Source organism: Elioraea sp. (assembly GCF_022842375.1).
In the GTDB taxonomy this organism is placed as follows: domain Bacteria; phylum Pseudomonadota; class Alphaproteobacteria; order Acetobacterales; family Acetobacteraceae; genus Elioraea_A.
This window is the reverse complement of sequence record NZ_JALHPR010000016.1, coordinates 1-14,820: the sequence shown is the minus strand read 5'-3', so window position 1 is coordinate 14,820 and position 14,820 is coordinate 1. Positions and strand designations below refer to the sequence as shown.

The 14,820-nt window shown below is 70.8% G+C and carries 13 protein-coding genes and 1 pseudogene; 1 reads left to right on the top strand and 13 read right to left on the bottom strand.

Annotated features, from left to right (window positions below; translation table 11 throughout):
* Positions 1-99: 99 nt before the first annotated feature.
* From Q0C38_RS14115 to Q0C38_RS14055, 13 genes are all read right to left on the bottom strand, one after another.
* The gene (locus Q0C38_RS14115) at positions 100-1,344 is read right to left on the bottom strand and encodes a NupC/NupG family nucleoside CNT transporter (RefSeq protein WP_291297743.1); all 1,245 of its coding nucleotides are present in this window, start codon (positions 1,342-1,344) and stop codon (positions 100-102) included.
* Positions 1,341-2,468, bottom strand: coding sequence for a DNA recombination protein RmuC (locus tag Q0C38_RS14110; RefSeq protein WP_291297742.1), 1,128 nt, complete (start codon positions 2,466-2,468; stop codon positions 1,341-1,343). The genes Q0C38_RS14115 and Q0C38_RS14110 overlap by 4 nt, the downstream gene beginning before the upstream one ends.
* Positions 2,469-2,470: 2 nt before the next feature.
* Positions 2,471-4,048, bottom strand: coding sequence for a bifunctional phosphoribosylaminoimidazolecarboxamide formyltransferase/IMP cyclohydrolase (purH, locus tag Q0C38_RS14105; RefSeq protein ID WP_291297741.1), 1,578 nt, complete (start codon positions 4,046-4,048; stop codon positions 2,471-2,473).
* A gap of 45 nt (positions 4,049-4,093) precedes the next feature.
* On the bottom strand, positions 4,094-5,218 hold the full coding sequence (locus tag Q0C38_RS14100) for a glycosyltransferase family 4 protein (RefSeq protein ID WP_291297740.1): 1,125 nt from the start codon (positions 5,216-5,218) through the stop codon (positions 4,094-4,096).
* Positions 5,215-7,107, bottom strand: coding sequence for an asparagine synthase (glutamine-hydrolyzing) (gene asnB, locus Q0C38_RS14095; RefSeq protein ID WP_291297739.1), 1,893 nt, complete (start codon positions 7,105-7,107; stop codon positions 5,215-5,217). Before asnB ends, Q0C38_RS14100 begins: the two co-directional genes overlap by 4 nt.
* A 16-nt stretch (positions 7,108-7,123) precedes the next feature.
* Positions 7,124-8,755, bottom strand: a complete 1,632-nt coding sequence (locus Q0C38_RS14090) for a heparinase II/III family protein (RefSeq protein WP_291297738.1) — start codon at positions 8,753-8,755, stop codon at positions 7,124-7,126.
* A gap of 13 nt (positions 8,756-8,768) precedes the next feature.
* Positions 8,769-9,443 (bottom strand): ribulose-phosphate 3-epimerase, encoded by a 675-nt coding sequence (gene rpe / locus Q0C38_RS14085; RefSeq protein WP_291297737.1) that lies wholly within the window; start codon positions 9,441-9,443, stop codon positions 8,769-8,771.
* 110 nt (positions 9,444-9,553) lie between these two features.
* On the bottom strand, positions 9,554-9,946 hold the full coding sequence (locus tag Q0C38_RS14080) for a RidA family protein (protein ID WP_291297736.1): 393 nt from the start codon (positions 9,944-9,946) through the stop codon (positions 9,554-9,556).
* A gap of 20 nt (positions 9,947-9,966) precedes the next feature.
* Positions 9,967-10,821 (bottom strand): hypothetical protein, encoded by an 855-nt coding sequence (locus Q0C38_RS14075; protein WP_291297735.1) that lies wholly within the window; start codon positions 10,819-10,821, stop codon positions 9,967-9,969.
* Positions 10,822-10,879: 58 nt separating this feature from the next.
* On the bottom strand, positions 10,880-11,830 hold the full coding sequence (locus tag Q0C38_RS14070) for an Hsp33 family molecular chaperone HslO (RefSeq protein ID WP_291297734.1): 951 nt from the start codon (positions 11,828-11,830) through the stop codon (positions 10,880-10,882).
* Positions 11,827-12,855 carry an ornithine carbamoyltransferase gene (argF, locus tag Q0C38_RS14065; protein WP_291297733.1) on the bottom strand — a complete coding sequence of 343 codons (1,029 nt, stop codon included), beginning with the start codon at positions 12,853-12,855 and terminating at the stop codon, positions 11,827-11,829. Before argF ends, Q0C38_RS14070 begins: the two co-directional genes overlap by 4 nt.
* A complete protein-coding gene (locus Q0C38_RS14060; RefSeq protein WP_291297732.1) occupies positions 12,852-14,060 on the bottom strand; it encodes an aspartate aminotransferase family protein in 1,209 nt (402 codons plus the stop codon). Before Q0C38_RS14060 ends, argF begins: the two co-directional genes overlap by 4 nt.
* Positions 14,061-14,229: 169 nt before the next feature.
* On the bottom strand, positions 14,230-14,379 hold the full coding sequence (locus Q0C38_RS14055; RefSeq protein ID WP_291297731.1) for a hypothetical protein: 150 nt from the start codon (positions 14,377-14,379) through the stop codon (positions 14,230-14,232).
* A 135-nt stretch (positions 14,380-14,514) separates the two neighbouring features.
* Between Q0C38_RS14055 and Q0C38_RS14050 the strand changes: the two are divergent.
* Positions 14,515-14,820, top strand: a pseudogene (locus tag Q0C38_RS14050) (hypothetical protein); the annotation flags it as partial.

Sequence of the window (14,820 nt, the reverse complement as noted above, 5' to 3'; positions counted from 1 at the left end):
CATCGGCCACTCTCCTGCTGCGTTCGGACATGGAGTGTCGGCCCGGAAGATGAACCCCCCATGTACGGGTCCAAGATGCAGGCTCACGCAAGCGTGTGATCAGGCAGGGATCAGAATTCCCACCGCGGCCCCGGTCATGCAGCAGGCGAGCGTGCCGCCCACCAGCGCCGGTGGCCCGAGGGCAGCGATCTCGCCACGCCGCTCCGGCACCAGCGTGCTCATGCCGCCGACGATGATGCCCATCGAGCCTGGGTTGGCGAAACCGCACAGCGCCCAGACGAGAATGATGCGCGATCGTTCCGACAGCGCCGCTCCGGACGTTCCGAACTCGAGATAGGCCACGAACTCGTTGATCACGAGCTTGAGGCCGAGCAGCCGCCCCGCCTCCACCGCATCCGCCACGGGGATGCCGATCAGAAGTGCCATGGGCCGCATCAGCCACGCCGCCATGGCCTGGAGCGTGACGCCCGTCAGCGGCACGAGGGCCGCGTTGGCAAGGGCGACAAGGGCGATGAACACGATGAGTGCCGCGATCACGCCGAGCATGATGGCGAGCCCATCGGCGGTGCCGCGCACGATCGCCTCCATCGCCCCGGCATAGAGCCTGGGCGGTGGCTGTTCCGCCGCAACCGTCGCATCGGCCTCCGCCGGCAGCATCAGCCGCGCGACCAGCACCGCGGCCGGCGCGCTGACCAGGCTCGCGGCGAGCAGCTGCCCGGCGGCATCGGGCAGCACGTCACGCAGGAACAGCGCATAGACCGCAAGCGTGTTGCCACTGATCGTCGCGAGCCCCGCGACCATGACGACGAAAAGGTCCGCGCGCGGCAGCGCGGCGAGGTAGGGGCGCACGAGCAGCGGCGCCTCCACCATGCCGACGAACACGTTCGCCGCCGTGGCGAACCCCGCCGCACCACCAAGCCCGAAGCCGCGCGACAGCAGCGCCGCCATCCCCCGCACAAGGAGCGGCAGGATGCCGAGATGGTAGAGCAGGGCCGCGAGTGCGCCGACGACGAGGATGAGCGGCAGCGCCCGGAAGGCAAGGATGAAGGAGGCGCCCGGTGCGGTTTCCACGAACGGCAACGGCCCGCCGCCGAGATAGCCGAAGACGAGCGACGTTCCCTCCGTCGTCGCCCGCGCCAGCACATCGACCGCCCCGCCGACCGCGCCGAGGGCGGCACGCAGCGGCGGCAGGTGCAGCATCGCCGCCGCCAGCACCACCTGCGCGGCCAGCCCGATGATGACAAGCCGCCAGGGAATCGCGGCAGGCCCCCGCACCCGCCCCCAGGCCCAGGCAAGTGCAGCGAGTGCAACCAGCCCGAAGGCCGAGACGGCCTGCGCGCTCATTCCGCCTTCGGAAGCGTTGGAGGATCGTCGAATTCGACGGCAACGATCTGCGCGGCCCGGCGCGATGCGGAGGTGGCGGAGATGTCGATCTGCTCGATGTCCTTCTCCGCCTGCTCGAAATGCCGCTTGAGATTGGACACGCGCTCGGAGAGGCGCGACACGTCGCCGGCCAGCTTCCCCACATGCGCCTGGATCGTGCGGGCCTCCTTGCGCATCCGCACGTCGCGCATCACGGCCAGCATGGTGTTGAGGATGGCCATCATCGTCGTCGGCGAGACGATCCACACGCGCAGGCGGAACGCCTCCTCCACCACATCCTCGAACTCGGCGTGCAGCAACGCGTAGATCGCCTCCGACGGCACGAACAGCAGCGCGCTGTCGGCCGTCTCGTTCGGCACGATGTACTTCACGCCGACATCCCGCACGTGCTTCAGCACATCCGCCCGGAACTGCCGCGCGGCGACGAGGCGCTGGGCATCATCCTCCGCCGCGCGCAGCCTGCGGAAGCCTTCCAGCGGAAACTTGCTGTCGACCCCGATCGGCCCCGGCGGATCGGCGAGCCTGAGCAGGCAATCGACGCGGTTGCCGTTGCCGAGCGTGACCTGGAACGCATAGTCGGAGGGGGCCAGCATGTCGCGCACCAGCGCCTCGAGCTGCGCCTCGCCGAAGGCCCCGCGCGCCTGCTTGTTGCCGAGCAGGTTCGTGAGCCCCGTCACCTGGTCGGCAAGTGCCGTGATCGTCTCCTGCGCGCGGTCGATCACCGCCAGCCGTTCGCCGACCTTGCCGAGGCTCTCGAGAGTCGCCTCGGCCGATGACGAGAGCTTCGCATTCAGCCGTTCGTTCAGCGTATCGACGGCGGCACCAAGGGCCAGCTGCTGCGCGGCCAGGCGATCGGCGAGCGCGGTCTCCTGCGCGCTGATCGCCATCGCCTGCACCTGCTGGTCACGCCCGATCTGGTCGAGCCTGCCGCCCTGCATGGCCTGCTGGTCGCGCAGCGCGGCAAGGGCTGCGAGCAGCTCTGGTGGAACCGTAGGCCGGCGCAGCAGCGCGAGCACGAGAACGGCAAGCAGGAGGCCAAGCGCGAGCGGCGCCCATTCTGGCCAGCGCGCGAGAAGCTCATCCACGCTCAATGGCGGAAATGCCGCATGCCGGTGAACACCATCGCCAGGCCCCGCTCGTCAGCCGCCGCGATCACCTCGGCATCACGCACCGATCCGCCAGGCTGGATCACCGCTGTCGCACCCGCTTCCGCCGCGCTGATCAGCCCATCCGCGAAGGGGAAGAACGCATCGGATGCGACGACGGAGCCCTTGGCCAGCGGCTCGGCAGTACCCGCCGCCTTCGCTGCCTCGGCGCTCTTCCACGCAGCGATGCGCGCACTGTCCACCCGGCTCATCTGCCCGGCGCCGATGCCCACCGTAGCTCCCGCCTTAGCGTAGACGATGGCATTTGACTTCACGTGCTTGGCGACGCGGAAAGCGAAGACGAGGTCCCCCATCTCGCCCGGCGTCGGTGCACGTTTCGTCACCACCCGCAACGATCCGACATCGACATGGCCGCCGTCGCGCGACTGCACGAGGAAGCCGCCGGAGACGGTGCGGAACGCCATGCCAGGCGAGGCGGGATCGGGCAGCCCGCCGGCGAGCAGCAGGCGGAGGTTCTTCTTCCGCGCGAAAACGGCCTTGGCCGCAGCGGTCGCGTCGGGTGCGATCACCACCTCTGTGAAGATCGCCGCGATCCGCTCGGCGGCGGCTTCGTCAAGCATGCGGTTTGCGGCGACGATGCCGCCGAAGGCCGACACGGGATCGCATCGAAGTGCTGCATCCCACGCCGCCGCGAGGGTGCGTGCGGTCGCCACGCCGCATGGATTGGCGTGCTTGACGATGACGATCGCAGGTTCGGCGAACTCGGCGACGCATTCATAGGCCGCATCGGTATCGGCGATGTTGTTGTAGCTGAGCTCCTTGCCCTGCACCTGCGTCGCCGTTCCAACGCCGGGTCGCGAATCGGTGCGGTAGAAGGCAGCGACCTGGTGCGGGTTCTCGCCATAGCGCAGCGTCTGCCCCAGCGCGCCGGCAACGCTCCACCGCGGCGGGAAGGTGACGCCGTTGGCGGTGGCGAACCACTGCCCGATCGCCGCGTCATAGGCCGCCGTTCGCGCATAGGCCTCCGCCGCCAGCCGCCGGCGCGTCGCCAGCATCGTGCCGCCGCGCCCGGCGATCTCCTCCCGCACCAGGGCGAGGTGCGAGGGATCGGTCAGCACCGTGACGAAGGCGTGGTTCTTGGCCGCCGCGCGGATCAGCGCCGGGCCGCCGATGTCGATGTTCTCCACGCACTCGTCGAAGCCGGCGCCGTGCGCCACCGTCGCCTCGAACGGGTAGAGGTTCACGGCGAGCAGGTCGATCGGCCCGATCGCGTGTTCGGCCAGGGCCGCCATGTGGTGCGGATCATCGCGACGCGCGAGCAGGCCGCCATGGACCTGCGGGACCAGCGTTTTCACCCGGCCATCGAGGATCTCGGGGAAGCCGGAGAGCTCCGCCACGTCGCGGACCGGCAGGCCTGCCTCGCGCAGCGCCCGGGCGGTTCCCCCGGTCGAGACGAGCTCGACGCCAAGGCCGGCGAGGAAGGCCGCGAAGGGAACGATGCCCGTCTTGTCGGAGACGGAGAGGAGCGCGCGGCGGATGGGAAGGGGCGTGTCTGTCATCGTGTTTCCGGCATGGCGGGTCGTTGCGGAGGCAGGGTCAGCGCATCATAGGCCGAGAAGGGCAATCTGGCGCGCGATCACCTGCGCCTCGTCATACTCCGCCCGGGCGCGGGCGAGCGAGGCCTCGCCCATCGCCAGGCGCAGCGGCGCATCGTCCACCAGCCGCGCGAGCGAAGCAGCAAGGGCCGCTTCGTCGCGCACCGGCACGAGCAGGCCCGTCGCGCCGTCGGCCACGATCTCACGCGCCCCACGGATGCGCGTCGCGACCACGGGAAGCCCCGTCATCATCGCCTCGATGATCGCGCGCGGCATGCCTTCGCGGTGTGAGGGCAGGACGAACAGATCCGCCCCGCGCAGCAGAGCGGCGACATCGGTGCGGTAGCCGAGCAGGCGCAGCCGAGAGGCCGTCGCAGGGTCACTCTGCGCGGCGGCCAGCGCGGCATCGACCGCTCCCTCATGATCGCTCTCGAGCCGGGTGCCGATGCAGGCGAGCACGAGCCGAGGCGTGCGGGAAAGTGCGGCGAACAGCTCCGGATAGCCCTTCTCCGCCACCATCCGCCCGACCATGATGGCGACGACCTCGCCGGGGGACACGCCGAGCGCGACGCGCGCGGCCTCACGCTCCGCCGCCGTGCCGGGGCGGAACAGGGCGGGGTCGACGCCATTGCCGATCACCGTCACGGCCCCGCCAGGTGCGATGCGCTCGGCGACGGCCGTCTCGGCATCCTCGGCACTCTGCGTCATCAGCACATCGGTGAAGCCGCGGCCGAACCGTTCAAGCAGCACGTGTGCGCGATAGGCGGAAGGGCGCATGCGTTCGTGGAAGTAGAACCCGTGCGCCGTGTAGGCGATGCGCGGGATGCCGGCCATGCGCCCGGCGATGCGGCCGACGAGGCCTGCGAGTGGCGTGTGCACGTGCAGCAGGTCGAACCTCTCGCGCCGGAACAGGCGCAGCAGGGCGAGGAAGGCGGGCAGGTTGGCGGCGGGGTTGGCGCTGCGGGCGAAGGGGATCGGCTCGATCCGGAAGCCCTCCTCCCGCGCGGGTGCGAGCTTCGGCCCATCGGCGCAGAGGCCGACCACCTCGTGCCCGCGCGCGCGCAACTCGCGCATCAGCGGCAGCAGGAAATGCGTCAACGAGAAGTCGACGTTTGTCAGCTGCGCGATCTTCATCTGCGCTCCTCGAGCCAGCCGGCGAGCATCGCGATGGTCCAGAGCGCGGGCGCACGATCACGCCGCGCTGCCTGGTGCTCATCCCACGCCGCGCGGATCGTTGCGGTATCGACCAGCCCCGATTGCGCGAGCGCGCGCGAGCCGATCAGGTCACCGGCCCAGCCGCGCAGCGGGCCGCGCAGCCAGGCGCCGACGGGGAAGCTGAAGCCGGTCTTCTCGCGCTCGAACAGCGGGCGCGGGATGTGGCGGGCAAGCGCGTCACGCAGCACCGCCTTGCCGCCATCGGCGCGTACCAGCAGTGGTGCGGGCAGCGAGAAGGCGAGCGCGATCATCGCCGGCGACAGCATCGGCACCCGCACCTCGAGCGCCACAGACATCGAGGCGCGATCGACCTTGGTCAACACGTCGTCATGCATGTAGGTGGCGGCATCGCGCGCGCGCATCCGTGCGAGCGGCTCGGAGGGCAGGGCAAGCGGAAGGTCGGGCGGGGCCGCATGCGTGGCGATCGTCTCGCCCTCGTCCCACGACGAGACGAGCCGTGCATAGGCCGCATCGAGGTCGCGCGAAGCCAGCACGGCTGCGGTCTTGTGCAACGTCTCGCCCGGCCGGCGCGGCGCACCGGGAAGCCAGCCAAGGGCTGCGTCCCACGCACGCGGCGGCACCGCACCGATGGCACCGGCAAGCGTGCGGCGGAAGGGGATGCGCGCGGCGCGCTGCCAGAGGCCGGCGGCAAGGCGGTGGCGCCGATAGCCGCCGAACAGTTCATCCCCGCCATCGCCCGACAGCGCGACCGTCACGTGCCCGCGCGTCAGGCGCGACAGCAGCAGCGTCGGCAGGGCGGAGCTGTCGGCGAAAGGCTCGTCGTAGAGGGCGGGCAGCTCAGGCGCGAGGGCCACGGCCTCGGCGCCGGTCGCGCGCAGGATGGTGTGGCGAACGCCCAGCCGGGCCGCGATCGCGGCGGCCTCCGCACTTTCGTCGTACGCCGCATCGTCGAAGCCGATGGTGAAGGCATGCGCCTTGCCCGGTGCGGCGCGCGCCATCGCGGCGACGACGGAGGAACTGTCCACTCCACCCGAGAGGAACGCGCCGACGCCGACATCGGCGACGAGCTGCGCACGCACGCTCTGTTCCAGCAGCGCATCGACGCGCGATGCCGCTTCGGTACCATCGATCGCGAGCGGCCCGGCATCGCGGGCAAGGGCACCAATGTCGAACCAGCGCCGTTCCGTGACCGTTCCGTCCATGCCGAACGTCACGTATCCACCCGGCGGCAGCTTGCGCACACCCTCGAACACCGTCATCGGCGCAGGCACGCAGCCAAGGCGGAGATAGGCGGCGACCGCGCCACCATCGATACCGGCGCGAACCCCGCCAGCCGCGAGCGCGCGGAGCTCAGAGCCGAAAAACACGCCCTCGGGCGTCGCGGCCCAGGCCAGCGGCTTGATGCCGGCATGGTCGCGCACGAGCGTGAGCGCCCGCTCGCGCCTGTCCCACAGCGCGAAGGCGAACATCGCGTCCAGCTTCGGCAGCGTTCGCGCAAGACCCCATGTCGCGATGGCGGCAAGCAGCACCGCCGTGTCGGAGGCACTTTCCACCACCACGCCCTCGGCCACGAGCTCGTTGCGGAGTGCGATGTAGTTGTAGAGCTCGCCGTTGTAGCTGATGACGTAGCGGCCGCAGGCCGAGTGCATCGGCTGCGCCCCACCTGGCGAGAGATCGATGATCGCCAGCCGCCTGTGCGCGAGCGCCAGCCCCGCCTCGGCCTCGGCCCACTGGCCATCGCCATCGGGCCCGCGATGGGCGATCGCGTCACCCATCGCGAGGGCGCGGGCAATCAGCGCGGCATGGTCCTCCGCCCGGCGCAGGAACAGCCCCGCGATGCCGCACATCGGCCGCTCTCCGTGCTCACCCGAGCTTGCTGATGGCCCATTTCACGAGGCAGGGCCCGTCATCGGGCGTGCCGGAGAGAACCACCTGCTCGCTCCGCCGCGGCTCTGCCCCACCGGCATAGATGCTCTCCTCGAGCGCGAGCTTGGCTCCTTCCGCACGCAGGACAAAGCCGATGCCCGATGGCGTGCGCAGCAGCACGCCCGAGCCATCCTGCTGCAGGCTCGCATCGACCGTGGGGTGGAGGTGGAAACGGATGGCGTAGGGCTGCGGCGTCGCTGCCTCGATGCTGTCCTCGCCGCGCACATCCTCGCCGCTTTCGCCGAGATAGAGGCGTCGGCGGTGGATCGCGCCGAAGGGCTTCTTCCAGCCATCGTGGCTGGCGTCCAGCCAGTGCGCGCCGTTCGCCTCGTGGCGCTGCACCGACACCTGCTCGGGCCGTCGGCCAAGCCCGTCTCCCTTCAGCTCGGACGAGTTGACGTCGGCGATCACGAGCGTCGAGTGCGCGGCCGTCGCGCGCAGCGCATCGCGCCAGGTCGCCGTCGCCGCCGGTGCCGCGCCGCAATTGACGATCAGCCTGTCGCGCCCGATCGACATCTCGAAGGCCAGCGTGCCGGCATGCGCCAGCCGGTCGAGCCCCTTCCCGGCCGGAGCGCCGGTGTCGATCACCAGCACGGTGCGGCCAGCGGCAAGGCGCTGGAAGCCCATCTCCGGCAGGCGCTGTGCCGCGCGGGCACGCGAGGCGGCCTGCGCAAAGGCAGCGGTCAGCGGGGCCATCAGCTCATCGCGCGCGCCGTTGAACAGCGCAGGCCCGCCATCGCCATGCCTGAGCGCCGCGAGCGCGGGTGCGATGCGATCGATCGCGGCAGCGAGCGTCTCCGGCGCTTCCTGTCGCACCGCGCCGAGGAGGCCGCGAATCTCCAGCAGGTCCTGCAGCACGGCGAGCAGCGCGGCGGGGCTCCGCTCGACATGCCCGCCATCGGGCAGCACCTGGCGGGCGATCTCCTGGTCGAGGAAACGCATCGCGCGGGCGAGATAGGCCTCCGCCCCAGGCAGCGCGACACCGGCCACAGCGAGGCCGCGCAGGGCGGCGAAGGCGCGCGCGTCCATCTGCTCGGCCGGCAGGGCGGCGGCGAGTGCGCGCGCATCCTCCACCACCTGCGCCATCACCGCCGCACGGAACGCGTCGTCGGCGCTCTCGGCGAGGAAGTCCCAGTGCGACAGGAGCTGCGAAACGCGATTGCCCAGGACATCGGCACGTCCTGTGACGGCCACAGCCCCCGGCGCATTCCGCCCAGCCCCCGCGATCCAGGCCGAGGCGAGCGCGCGGGCCTTCATCCGTGCGGCATCGGAGCCGACGGCGCGAAGCTCACGCAGCCAGAGGAACCCATGCGCCGACGCTGCCCAGACGGCAGCGCCCTCGCCGCCCCACTGCGCGGCATCGAGCGGCCGGGCGGTGCCTTCGACGGCGTATTCGCCCTTCAGGATGCGCGCGCCGGCCTGCGGGTCGCCGACCCAGGGGTCACGCACCGGAATGGCAGGCGCGTCGGGCAGCTTGCCCATGCGGACCGGCATCTGCGGCAGCCGGCCGAACAGGCGCGAGGCGGCCCGGAGCCAGTTGCGCGGGTCGAGGCTGTCGGGGCCCGTCATCACGCGCCCCCCATCAGGCGACCACGGTCAATGGCGCCTTGAGCGCGGCGATCGCGGCGGCGTAGTCAGGTGCTGCGAACACGGCCGTGCCGGCGACCAGCACGTCGGCCCCAGCCTCGCGCACGCGCGGCGCCGTCGTGGCCGTCACCCCACCATCGACCTGGAGGTGGATGGCGCGTCCGGTGCTGTCGATCAGCCGGCGGAGGGCAGCGATCTTGCCAAGCTGGTTGTCGATGAAGGCCTGGCCGCCGAAGCCTGGGTTCACCGTCATCGCCAGGATCAGGTCGGCGCTGTCGAGAACCCATTTCACGGTCGAGATCGGCGTCGCAGGGTTCAGCGCCACCCCCGCCTTGCAGCCGAGCGCCCGGATTGCCTGCAGGGTGCGGTGCAGGTGCGGCGAGGCTTCGGGGTGGACGGTGATGACATCCGCTCCGGCTTCTGCGAAGGCGGCAAGGAACGGATCGGCGGGGGCGATCATGAGGTGGACGTCGAGCGGCTTCGTCGCCACCCGCTTGATCGCCTTCACGAGAGCCGGCCCGAAGGTGATGTTGGGGACGAAGTGCCCGTCCATCACGTCGAGGTGCAGCCAGTCGGCGCCGGCGGCCTCGACCGCGCGCACCTCCTCGGCCAGCCGCGCGAAATCGGCGGCGAGGAGGGAGGGTGCGATTCGGACCGGAGGCTCTTCCATCGCGAGGTTCTAGCGGCAGGGGCCCCATGCATCAAGGAACGGGGCGGTTTCAAGGAACGGGGCGGCTGCAAGAAACCGGCGGTTCACGATCGCCGCCACGCTGCCCCAGCCTACTCGCAGGCGATCACCTCGATCTCGACCTTGTACTCGGGCGTGGCGAGGCCGGCGATGACCAGCAGCGTCGTCGCGGGGGCGTTGTCAGACCCCATCATCTTCAGCCGCGCCTCGCGATAGGCAGGTATGTCAGCCGCATCAACGAGATAGGTCACCATCTTCACGATGTTGGCCTTCCCCATGCCCAGCTCGGCCAACAGCGCCAGGATGTTGGCGAAGGCAGCCTCCACCTGCTCGCCCGTCGTGGTGGGGATTGTCTCGTCAGGCCGCTTGCCGACCTGACCGGCGAGGTGGACCCAGCGCGCAGCCCCGCTCACCTCGGCGATGTGGCTGTAGCGGCCCCCTGTGGAATGGACCGATGGCGGGTTGCGGAACACGGGAAGCGGCATGGCGACGTTCTCCTTCTGGATCAGCGCTGGACGGGCATGGTGCCGAGCGTGCCCATGCCCGGCGTTCCGCCAGGGCCCGGCTGAAGTCCGGCCGGCGGCGCAGCAGGGTTTGCGGGGGCAGGCGACGGGGCGGACGGCGTGAGCTCGCGCGGGCCTGACGAGGGCTGCGCCCCGGCAGGCGCCGGCCGCGACCCCGGCGCGCCAAGATCCTGCACCTCGACGGCAGCGGGGTTGGGGCGGATGGTGCCCTCGGGCACCAGCAGGCTGCGCAACGCCTGGCGCACCTGGAACTCGAACTCGACATTCATGCCGCGCGGATCGTCCATCGCCTGGCGCACCATCTCGTCCCACGCACGCTCGCGGTCGGCCAGCGTCGCATCGTCATTCAGCGTGCGGGTGCGGCTGATGCGCGCCTCGGCACGGCCGTTGATGCCGCCGCCGCGCAGCGCCCCGCCATTCTGCACGTCGAGCGTGATGGCGAGGCGGAGCGTGTAGCGCTCCGACGGCTGGGCGGCGAACAGGCTCGCGATGCCGCTGGACCGTTCCAGCCTCTCCTCGACCAGGGCGGCATCGGTGATCGTGACGGTGGCCACCCCATCGGTGCCCCAGGCCTGGACGCGATCACGTGCCATCTGCAGCAGCGCCACACGCGGCTCGATCGGGGCGCGGTGGTCCATGTTCGGTGGCATGCGCGGCGCGCGGTACGCCTCGACCACCTCGACGCGGGCGACATCGAGCTTCAGCGGGGTGAGGTGCGAATAGTCGAACGGTCGCGGCGTGAAGCTTTGCGGCGGCGCCTCGTCGGCGCAGGCGGCGAGCAGCGCGACAGCCGCGAAGGCTGCAACGAGGCGTGCTGCGGTGACAGGTCGCTGCATGGTCCCCCCCGGAACGGTTCTCGGCACGGCACGTCGACCGGCAACGCGGCAACAGGGCTCAGGCTGCGTCGCCAGCCTCTTCGACATCGCCGCGGGTGAAGCGGAAGTCAACGTTGCAGAACTCGCAGGTGACGGTGATGGCGCCATCCTGCTCCATGTGATCGAGGTCATCGGTGCCGAAGCCGGCGAGGATCAGGCCGATGCGCTCACGCGTGCAGCGGCAGCCGAACGACACGGGCTTCGCCCCCTGCGCCTTCGGCCCGAGCTCATGGAACAGCCGCCACAGCAGCCGCTCCGGGGCCAGCGCATCGTCGAGCATCTCGGCCGCCGTGGCGGAGCCGGCGAGCGTCACGGCCGTGCGCCAGGCCTCCTCCTCCTCCTCCGGCGAGCCGACGAAGCGCTGTTCCCCGCCCTCGAAGGCGATGCGCTCGAGCAGGAGCGCCGTCGCGCGCCAGCCCTGCGGCGTCGGCGCGGCGGCAAGCTTCACCGCGGCTTCCACCTGCTGGCTGGTGCGGAACCAGGTGTGGGTGAGATCCGACAGGCTCGCGCCCTCAAGCGGCACGATGCCCTGGTAGCGCTCCATGTCAGGTCCCTGGTCGACCGTGAAGGCAAGATGGCCCGCCCCGAGCAGCCGCGCGGCGGAGGGGTTGGCATCGAGCGCGGCAACAGCGGCGGCATCGAGCTTGGCGTAGCCGCGGAGCGCGCCGGCCGCCGTGCAATCGGCCAGCAGCATCGAGACGGGCCCGTCGCCGCGTGCCTGGAGCGAGAAGCTGCCCTCGAACTTCAGCGCAGCGGCCAGCCCCGCGGTCAGCGCCAGCGCCTCGCCGAGCAGGGCGGTGACGGCATCGGGCATCGGGTGGCGCGAGAGCAGGGCATCGGCAAGCGGGCCGAGGCGGACGAGCTGGCCGCGGGCCGGAGCGCCCTCGAGGTAGAAGGGACGAACCGCGTTCGGAACGGTCAGGTCGGGAACAGGCTTCTCGGCGTGATCGGGAATATCGTGCGGGCTCATCGGGCCGCGGTTGCTGGCGCCGCATCCTCGACGCCAAGGCACCAGGCCAGCACGCCGGCCTGGGCATGCATGCGGTTCTCGGCCTCGTCGAACACCACGCTCTGCGGGCCGTCGAGCACGCCGTCGGTCACCTCCTCGCCGCGATGGGCGGGAAGGCAGTGGAGGAACACGGCACCGGGCGCTGCCTTGGCCATCAGCGCCTCGTTCACCTGGAATGGGCGAAGCAGGTTGTGGCGGTTGGTGCCAGGCGCATCGTTCATCGACACCCAGGTATCCGTCACGACCGCATCGGCGCCGGCCACGGCCTCCTCCGGGCTCTCGGTCAGCACGATCGCGGCGCCCTCCGCGGCGGCCCAGTCGAGCACCTCCTGCGGCGGCTGAAGTCCAGCGGGCGTGGCGAGGCGGAGGGTGAAGCCGAAGCGCGCGGCGGCGTGGATCCAGCTCCGCGCGACGTTGTTGCCATCGCCACACCAGGCCACGGTGCGACCGCGGATCGGGCCACGATGTTCCTCGAACGTCATGATATCCGCCATCAGCTGGCAGGGATGCGACATGTCGGTCAGCCCGTTGATCACAGGCACCGTCGCGGCAGAGGCAAGCTCCTGCAGCTTCGATTCGCTATCGGTTCGAAGCATGATCGCATCGACGTAGCGCGACAGCACGCGCGCGGTATCGGCCACCGTCTCGCCGCGGCCGAGCTGCATCTCGCGCGCCGACAGCACCACCACATCCCCGCCGAGGCGGCGCATCGCCACCTCGAAGCTCACACGCGTGCGCGTCGACGGCTTCTCGAAGATCAGCGCGAGGGTACGGCCGGCCAACGGCCGATCGGCGAGAACCCCCTCCCGCGCCTTGAAGGCCGTGGCGAGGGTGAGCATGCGGCGGAGCTCGGTTTCAGGCAGGTCAGCCAGGTCGAGGAAATGGCGCGGCGGCAGCAGGGTCGGGGGAGCCGAGGCCGGCTCTCCCTTTGGCTCCCCCTTTCCTGACGCGGCCGGCTTGAGCCGGACCGCGCGCTGCAGGTTCATTGCGCCGCAGCCTTCGGTGCCGCGGCAGCGGCGCGAAGGCGGTTCAGCGCCCGGTCGAGGCAATCGATCGCCTCGTCAGCCTCTGCCTCGGTGATGATGAGCGGCGGAGCGAGGCGGAGAACGTTCTGACCGGCAGCGACCGTGAGAAGCCCCTCGGCCACCGCCGCAGCCTGGAGGTCGGCGTTGAGGAAACCCTCGCGCAGCTTGATGCCGAGCAGCAGACCGGCACCGCGCACGTCCTCGACCATCTCGCCCCGCTTCGCCGCCAGCGCGAGCAGGCCGCGCCAGAGATGTCGCGCGACACGGTCGACGCCGTCGAGGAAGCCGGGGGCGAGAACGATGTCGAGCACCGCGTTGCCGGCCGCGCAGGCGAGCGGGTTGCCGCCATAGGTCGTGCCGTGCGTACCGGGCTTGAGGTGCTTCGCCACATGCTCCTTCGCCAGGATGGCGCCAAGCGGGAAGCCACCGGCGATGCCCTTGGCCGACGACATCACGTCAGGCTCGATGCCGGCCCACTGGTGCGCCCAGAGCTTGCCCGAACGCCCCATGCCGATCTGCACCTCGTCGAGGCCGAGCAGGAGGCCGTACTCGTCGCACGTCGCCCGCAGTTCGCGGAGGAAGCGGAGTTCGGCGGGGCGAACCCCGCCCTCGCCCTGCACCGGCTCGATGATCACGCCGGCGGTGGCTGGGCCGATCGCGTCGCGCACGGCGTTCATGTTGCCGAAGGGAACCTGGTCGAATCCGTCGACCTTCGGGCCGAAGCCTTCGAGGTACTTGGCGTTGCCGGTGGCTGCGAGGGTGGCGAGCGTGCGGCCATGGAAGGCGCCCTCGAAGGTGACGAAGCGGAAACGCTCACCACGGCCCGTCTCGGCCATGGTCTTGCGCATCGCCTTGATCATGCCCTCGTTCGCCTCGGCGCCCGAGTTGCAGAAGAAGACCGAGTCAGCGAAGGACGCCGCCACATGGCGCGCCGCCAGCCGTTCAGCCTGCGGAACCCGGTAGAGGTTCGAGACATGCATCACCTTGCCCGCCTGCTCGGCGATGGCGGCGACGAGGTGCGGGTGCGCGTGGCCGAGGCTCGAGGTCGCGATGCCGGAGCCGAAGTCGAGGAATCGTCGGCCATCCTCCGTCCACAGACGCGCACCCTCGCCCCGCTCGAAGGCTAGGTCGGCGCGGTTGTAGGTCGGCATCAGGGCGGCGATCACGGCTCTGTCCTCTGTCCTTGTTCAGGTCCCACGGTCCATTCCGGGGAAGCGGAGAGAGTGAAGAGCGGTGCGGCCGAAGTCAAATGAACCGCTTGCACGGCCCTGCAGCGCTCCCGGCGCAGCGATGCAGGCGGTTCCCCGCCCTCCCGAACGGAAGGGCAGGGTGGCGTCAGCGCGTGTTGTCGTCGTAGTCGGTGGAGCCCGGCTTCCTAGCACCCGGCACGACACGCCAGAGCCCCGTGTCGCCAATCAGGAAAAAGGCGATCCCGCCCACCATGGTGAAGGCGAACAGCAGGGCAAGCATCTCGACGGTAGTCATCTCTCGTGTCCTCCGCGTGTGGCGTTGCAGGCCAAACCCGCCGCTTCCGCCAAGGTTCCTGCACGCATGGCGGCCCCACGCCGATGCCGGGCATGGGCGCTGGCCTTGGGATTCCGGCCTTGGCATGCTGCCGCCATGCCCCCGCGCAGCCAGAACAGACATGGGCGTCTCCCCGCACGCCCCACCGAAGCCACGCTGCACGAGGCAGCACTCGCGCATCTCGCGCGCTACGCCACGACCGAGGCGGGCCTCGCGCGGGTGCTCACCAACCGCGTGACGCGCTGGGCCCGTGCCGCTGACCTGGTGGACGACGAGGCGGCAGAGGCGGTCGCCGCCGGTCGCGCCGCCGTCGCGCGCGTGGTCGCACGGCTCGCCAAGGCAGGAGCGGTCTCGGATGCGGCCTTCGCCACGGCACGGGCGCGCAGCCTCGCGCGCGGCGGC

What these genes read in the sequence shown, in the direction of transcription:
- Q0C38_RS14115 (WP_291297743.1), bottom strand. Translation starts at nt 1,344, where the DNA reads ATGAGCGCGCAGGCCGTCTCGGCCTTCGGGCTGGTTGCACTCGCTGCA.
- purH (WP_291297741.1), bottom strand. Translation starts at nt 4,048, where the DNA reads ATGACAGACACGCCCCTTCCCATCCGCCGCGCGCTCCTCTCCGTCTCC.
- Q0C38_RS14100 (WP_291297740.1), bottom strand. Translation starts at nt 5,218, where the DNA reads ATGAAGATCGCGCAGCTGACAAACGTCGACTTCTCGTTGACGCATTTC.
- asnB (WP_291297739.1), bottom strand. Translation starts at nt 7,107, where the DNA reads ATGTGCGGCATCGCGGGGCTGTTCCTGCGCCGGGCGGAGGACCATGCC.
- Q0C38_RS14090 (WP_291297738.1), bottom strand. Translation starts at nt 8,755, where the DNA reads ATGACGGGCCCCGACAGCCTCGACCCGCGCAACTGGCTCCGGGCCGCC.
- rpe (WP_291297737.1), bottom strand. Translation starts at nt 9,443, where the DNA reads ATGGAAGAGCCTCCGGTCCGAATCGCACCCTCCCTCCTCGCCGCCGAT.
- Q0C38_RS14080 (WP_291297736.1), bottom strand. Translation starts at nt 9,946, where the DNA reads ATGCCGCTTCCCGTGTTCCGCAACCCGCCATCGGTCCATTCCACAGGG.
- Q0C38_RS14075 (WP_291297735.1), bottom strand. Translation starts at nt 10,821, where the DNA reads ATGCAGCGACCTGTCACCGCAGCACGCCTCGTTGCAGCCTTCGCGGCT.
- Q0C38_RS14070 (WP_291297734.1), bottom strand. Translation starts at nt 11,830, where the DNA reads ATGAGCCCGCACGATATTCCCGATCACGCCGAGAAGCCTGTTCCCGAC.
- argF (WP_291297733.1), bottom strand. Translation starts at nt 12,855, where the DNA reads ATGAACCTGCAGCGCGCGGTCCGGCTCAAGCCGGCCGCGTCAGGAAAG.
- Q0C38_RS14055 (WP_291297731.1), bottom strand. Translation starts at nt 14,379, where the DNA reads ATGACTACCGTCGAGATGCTTGCCCTGCTGTTCGCCTTCACCATGGTG.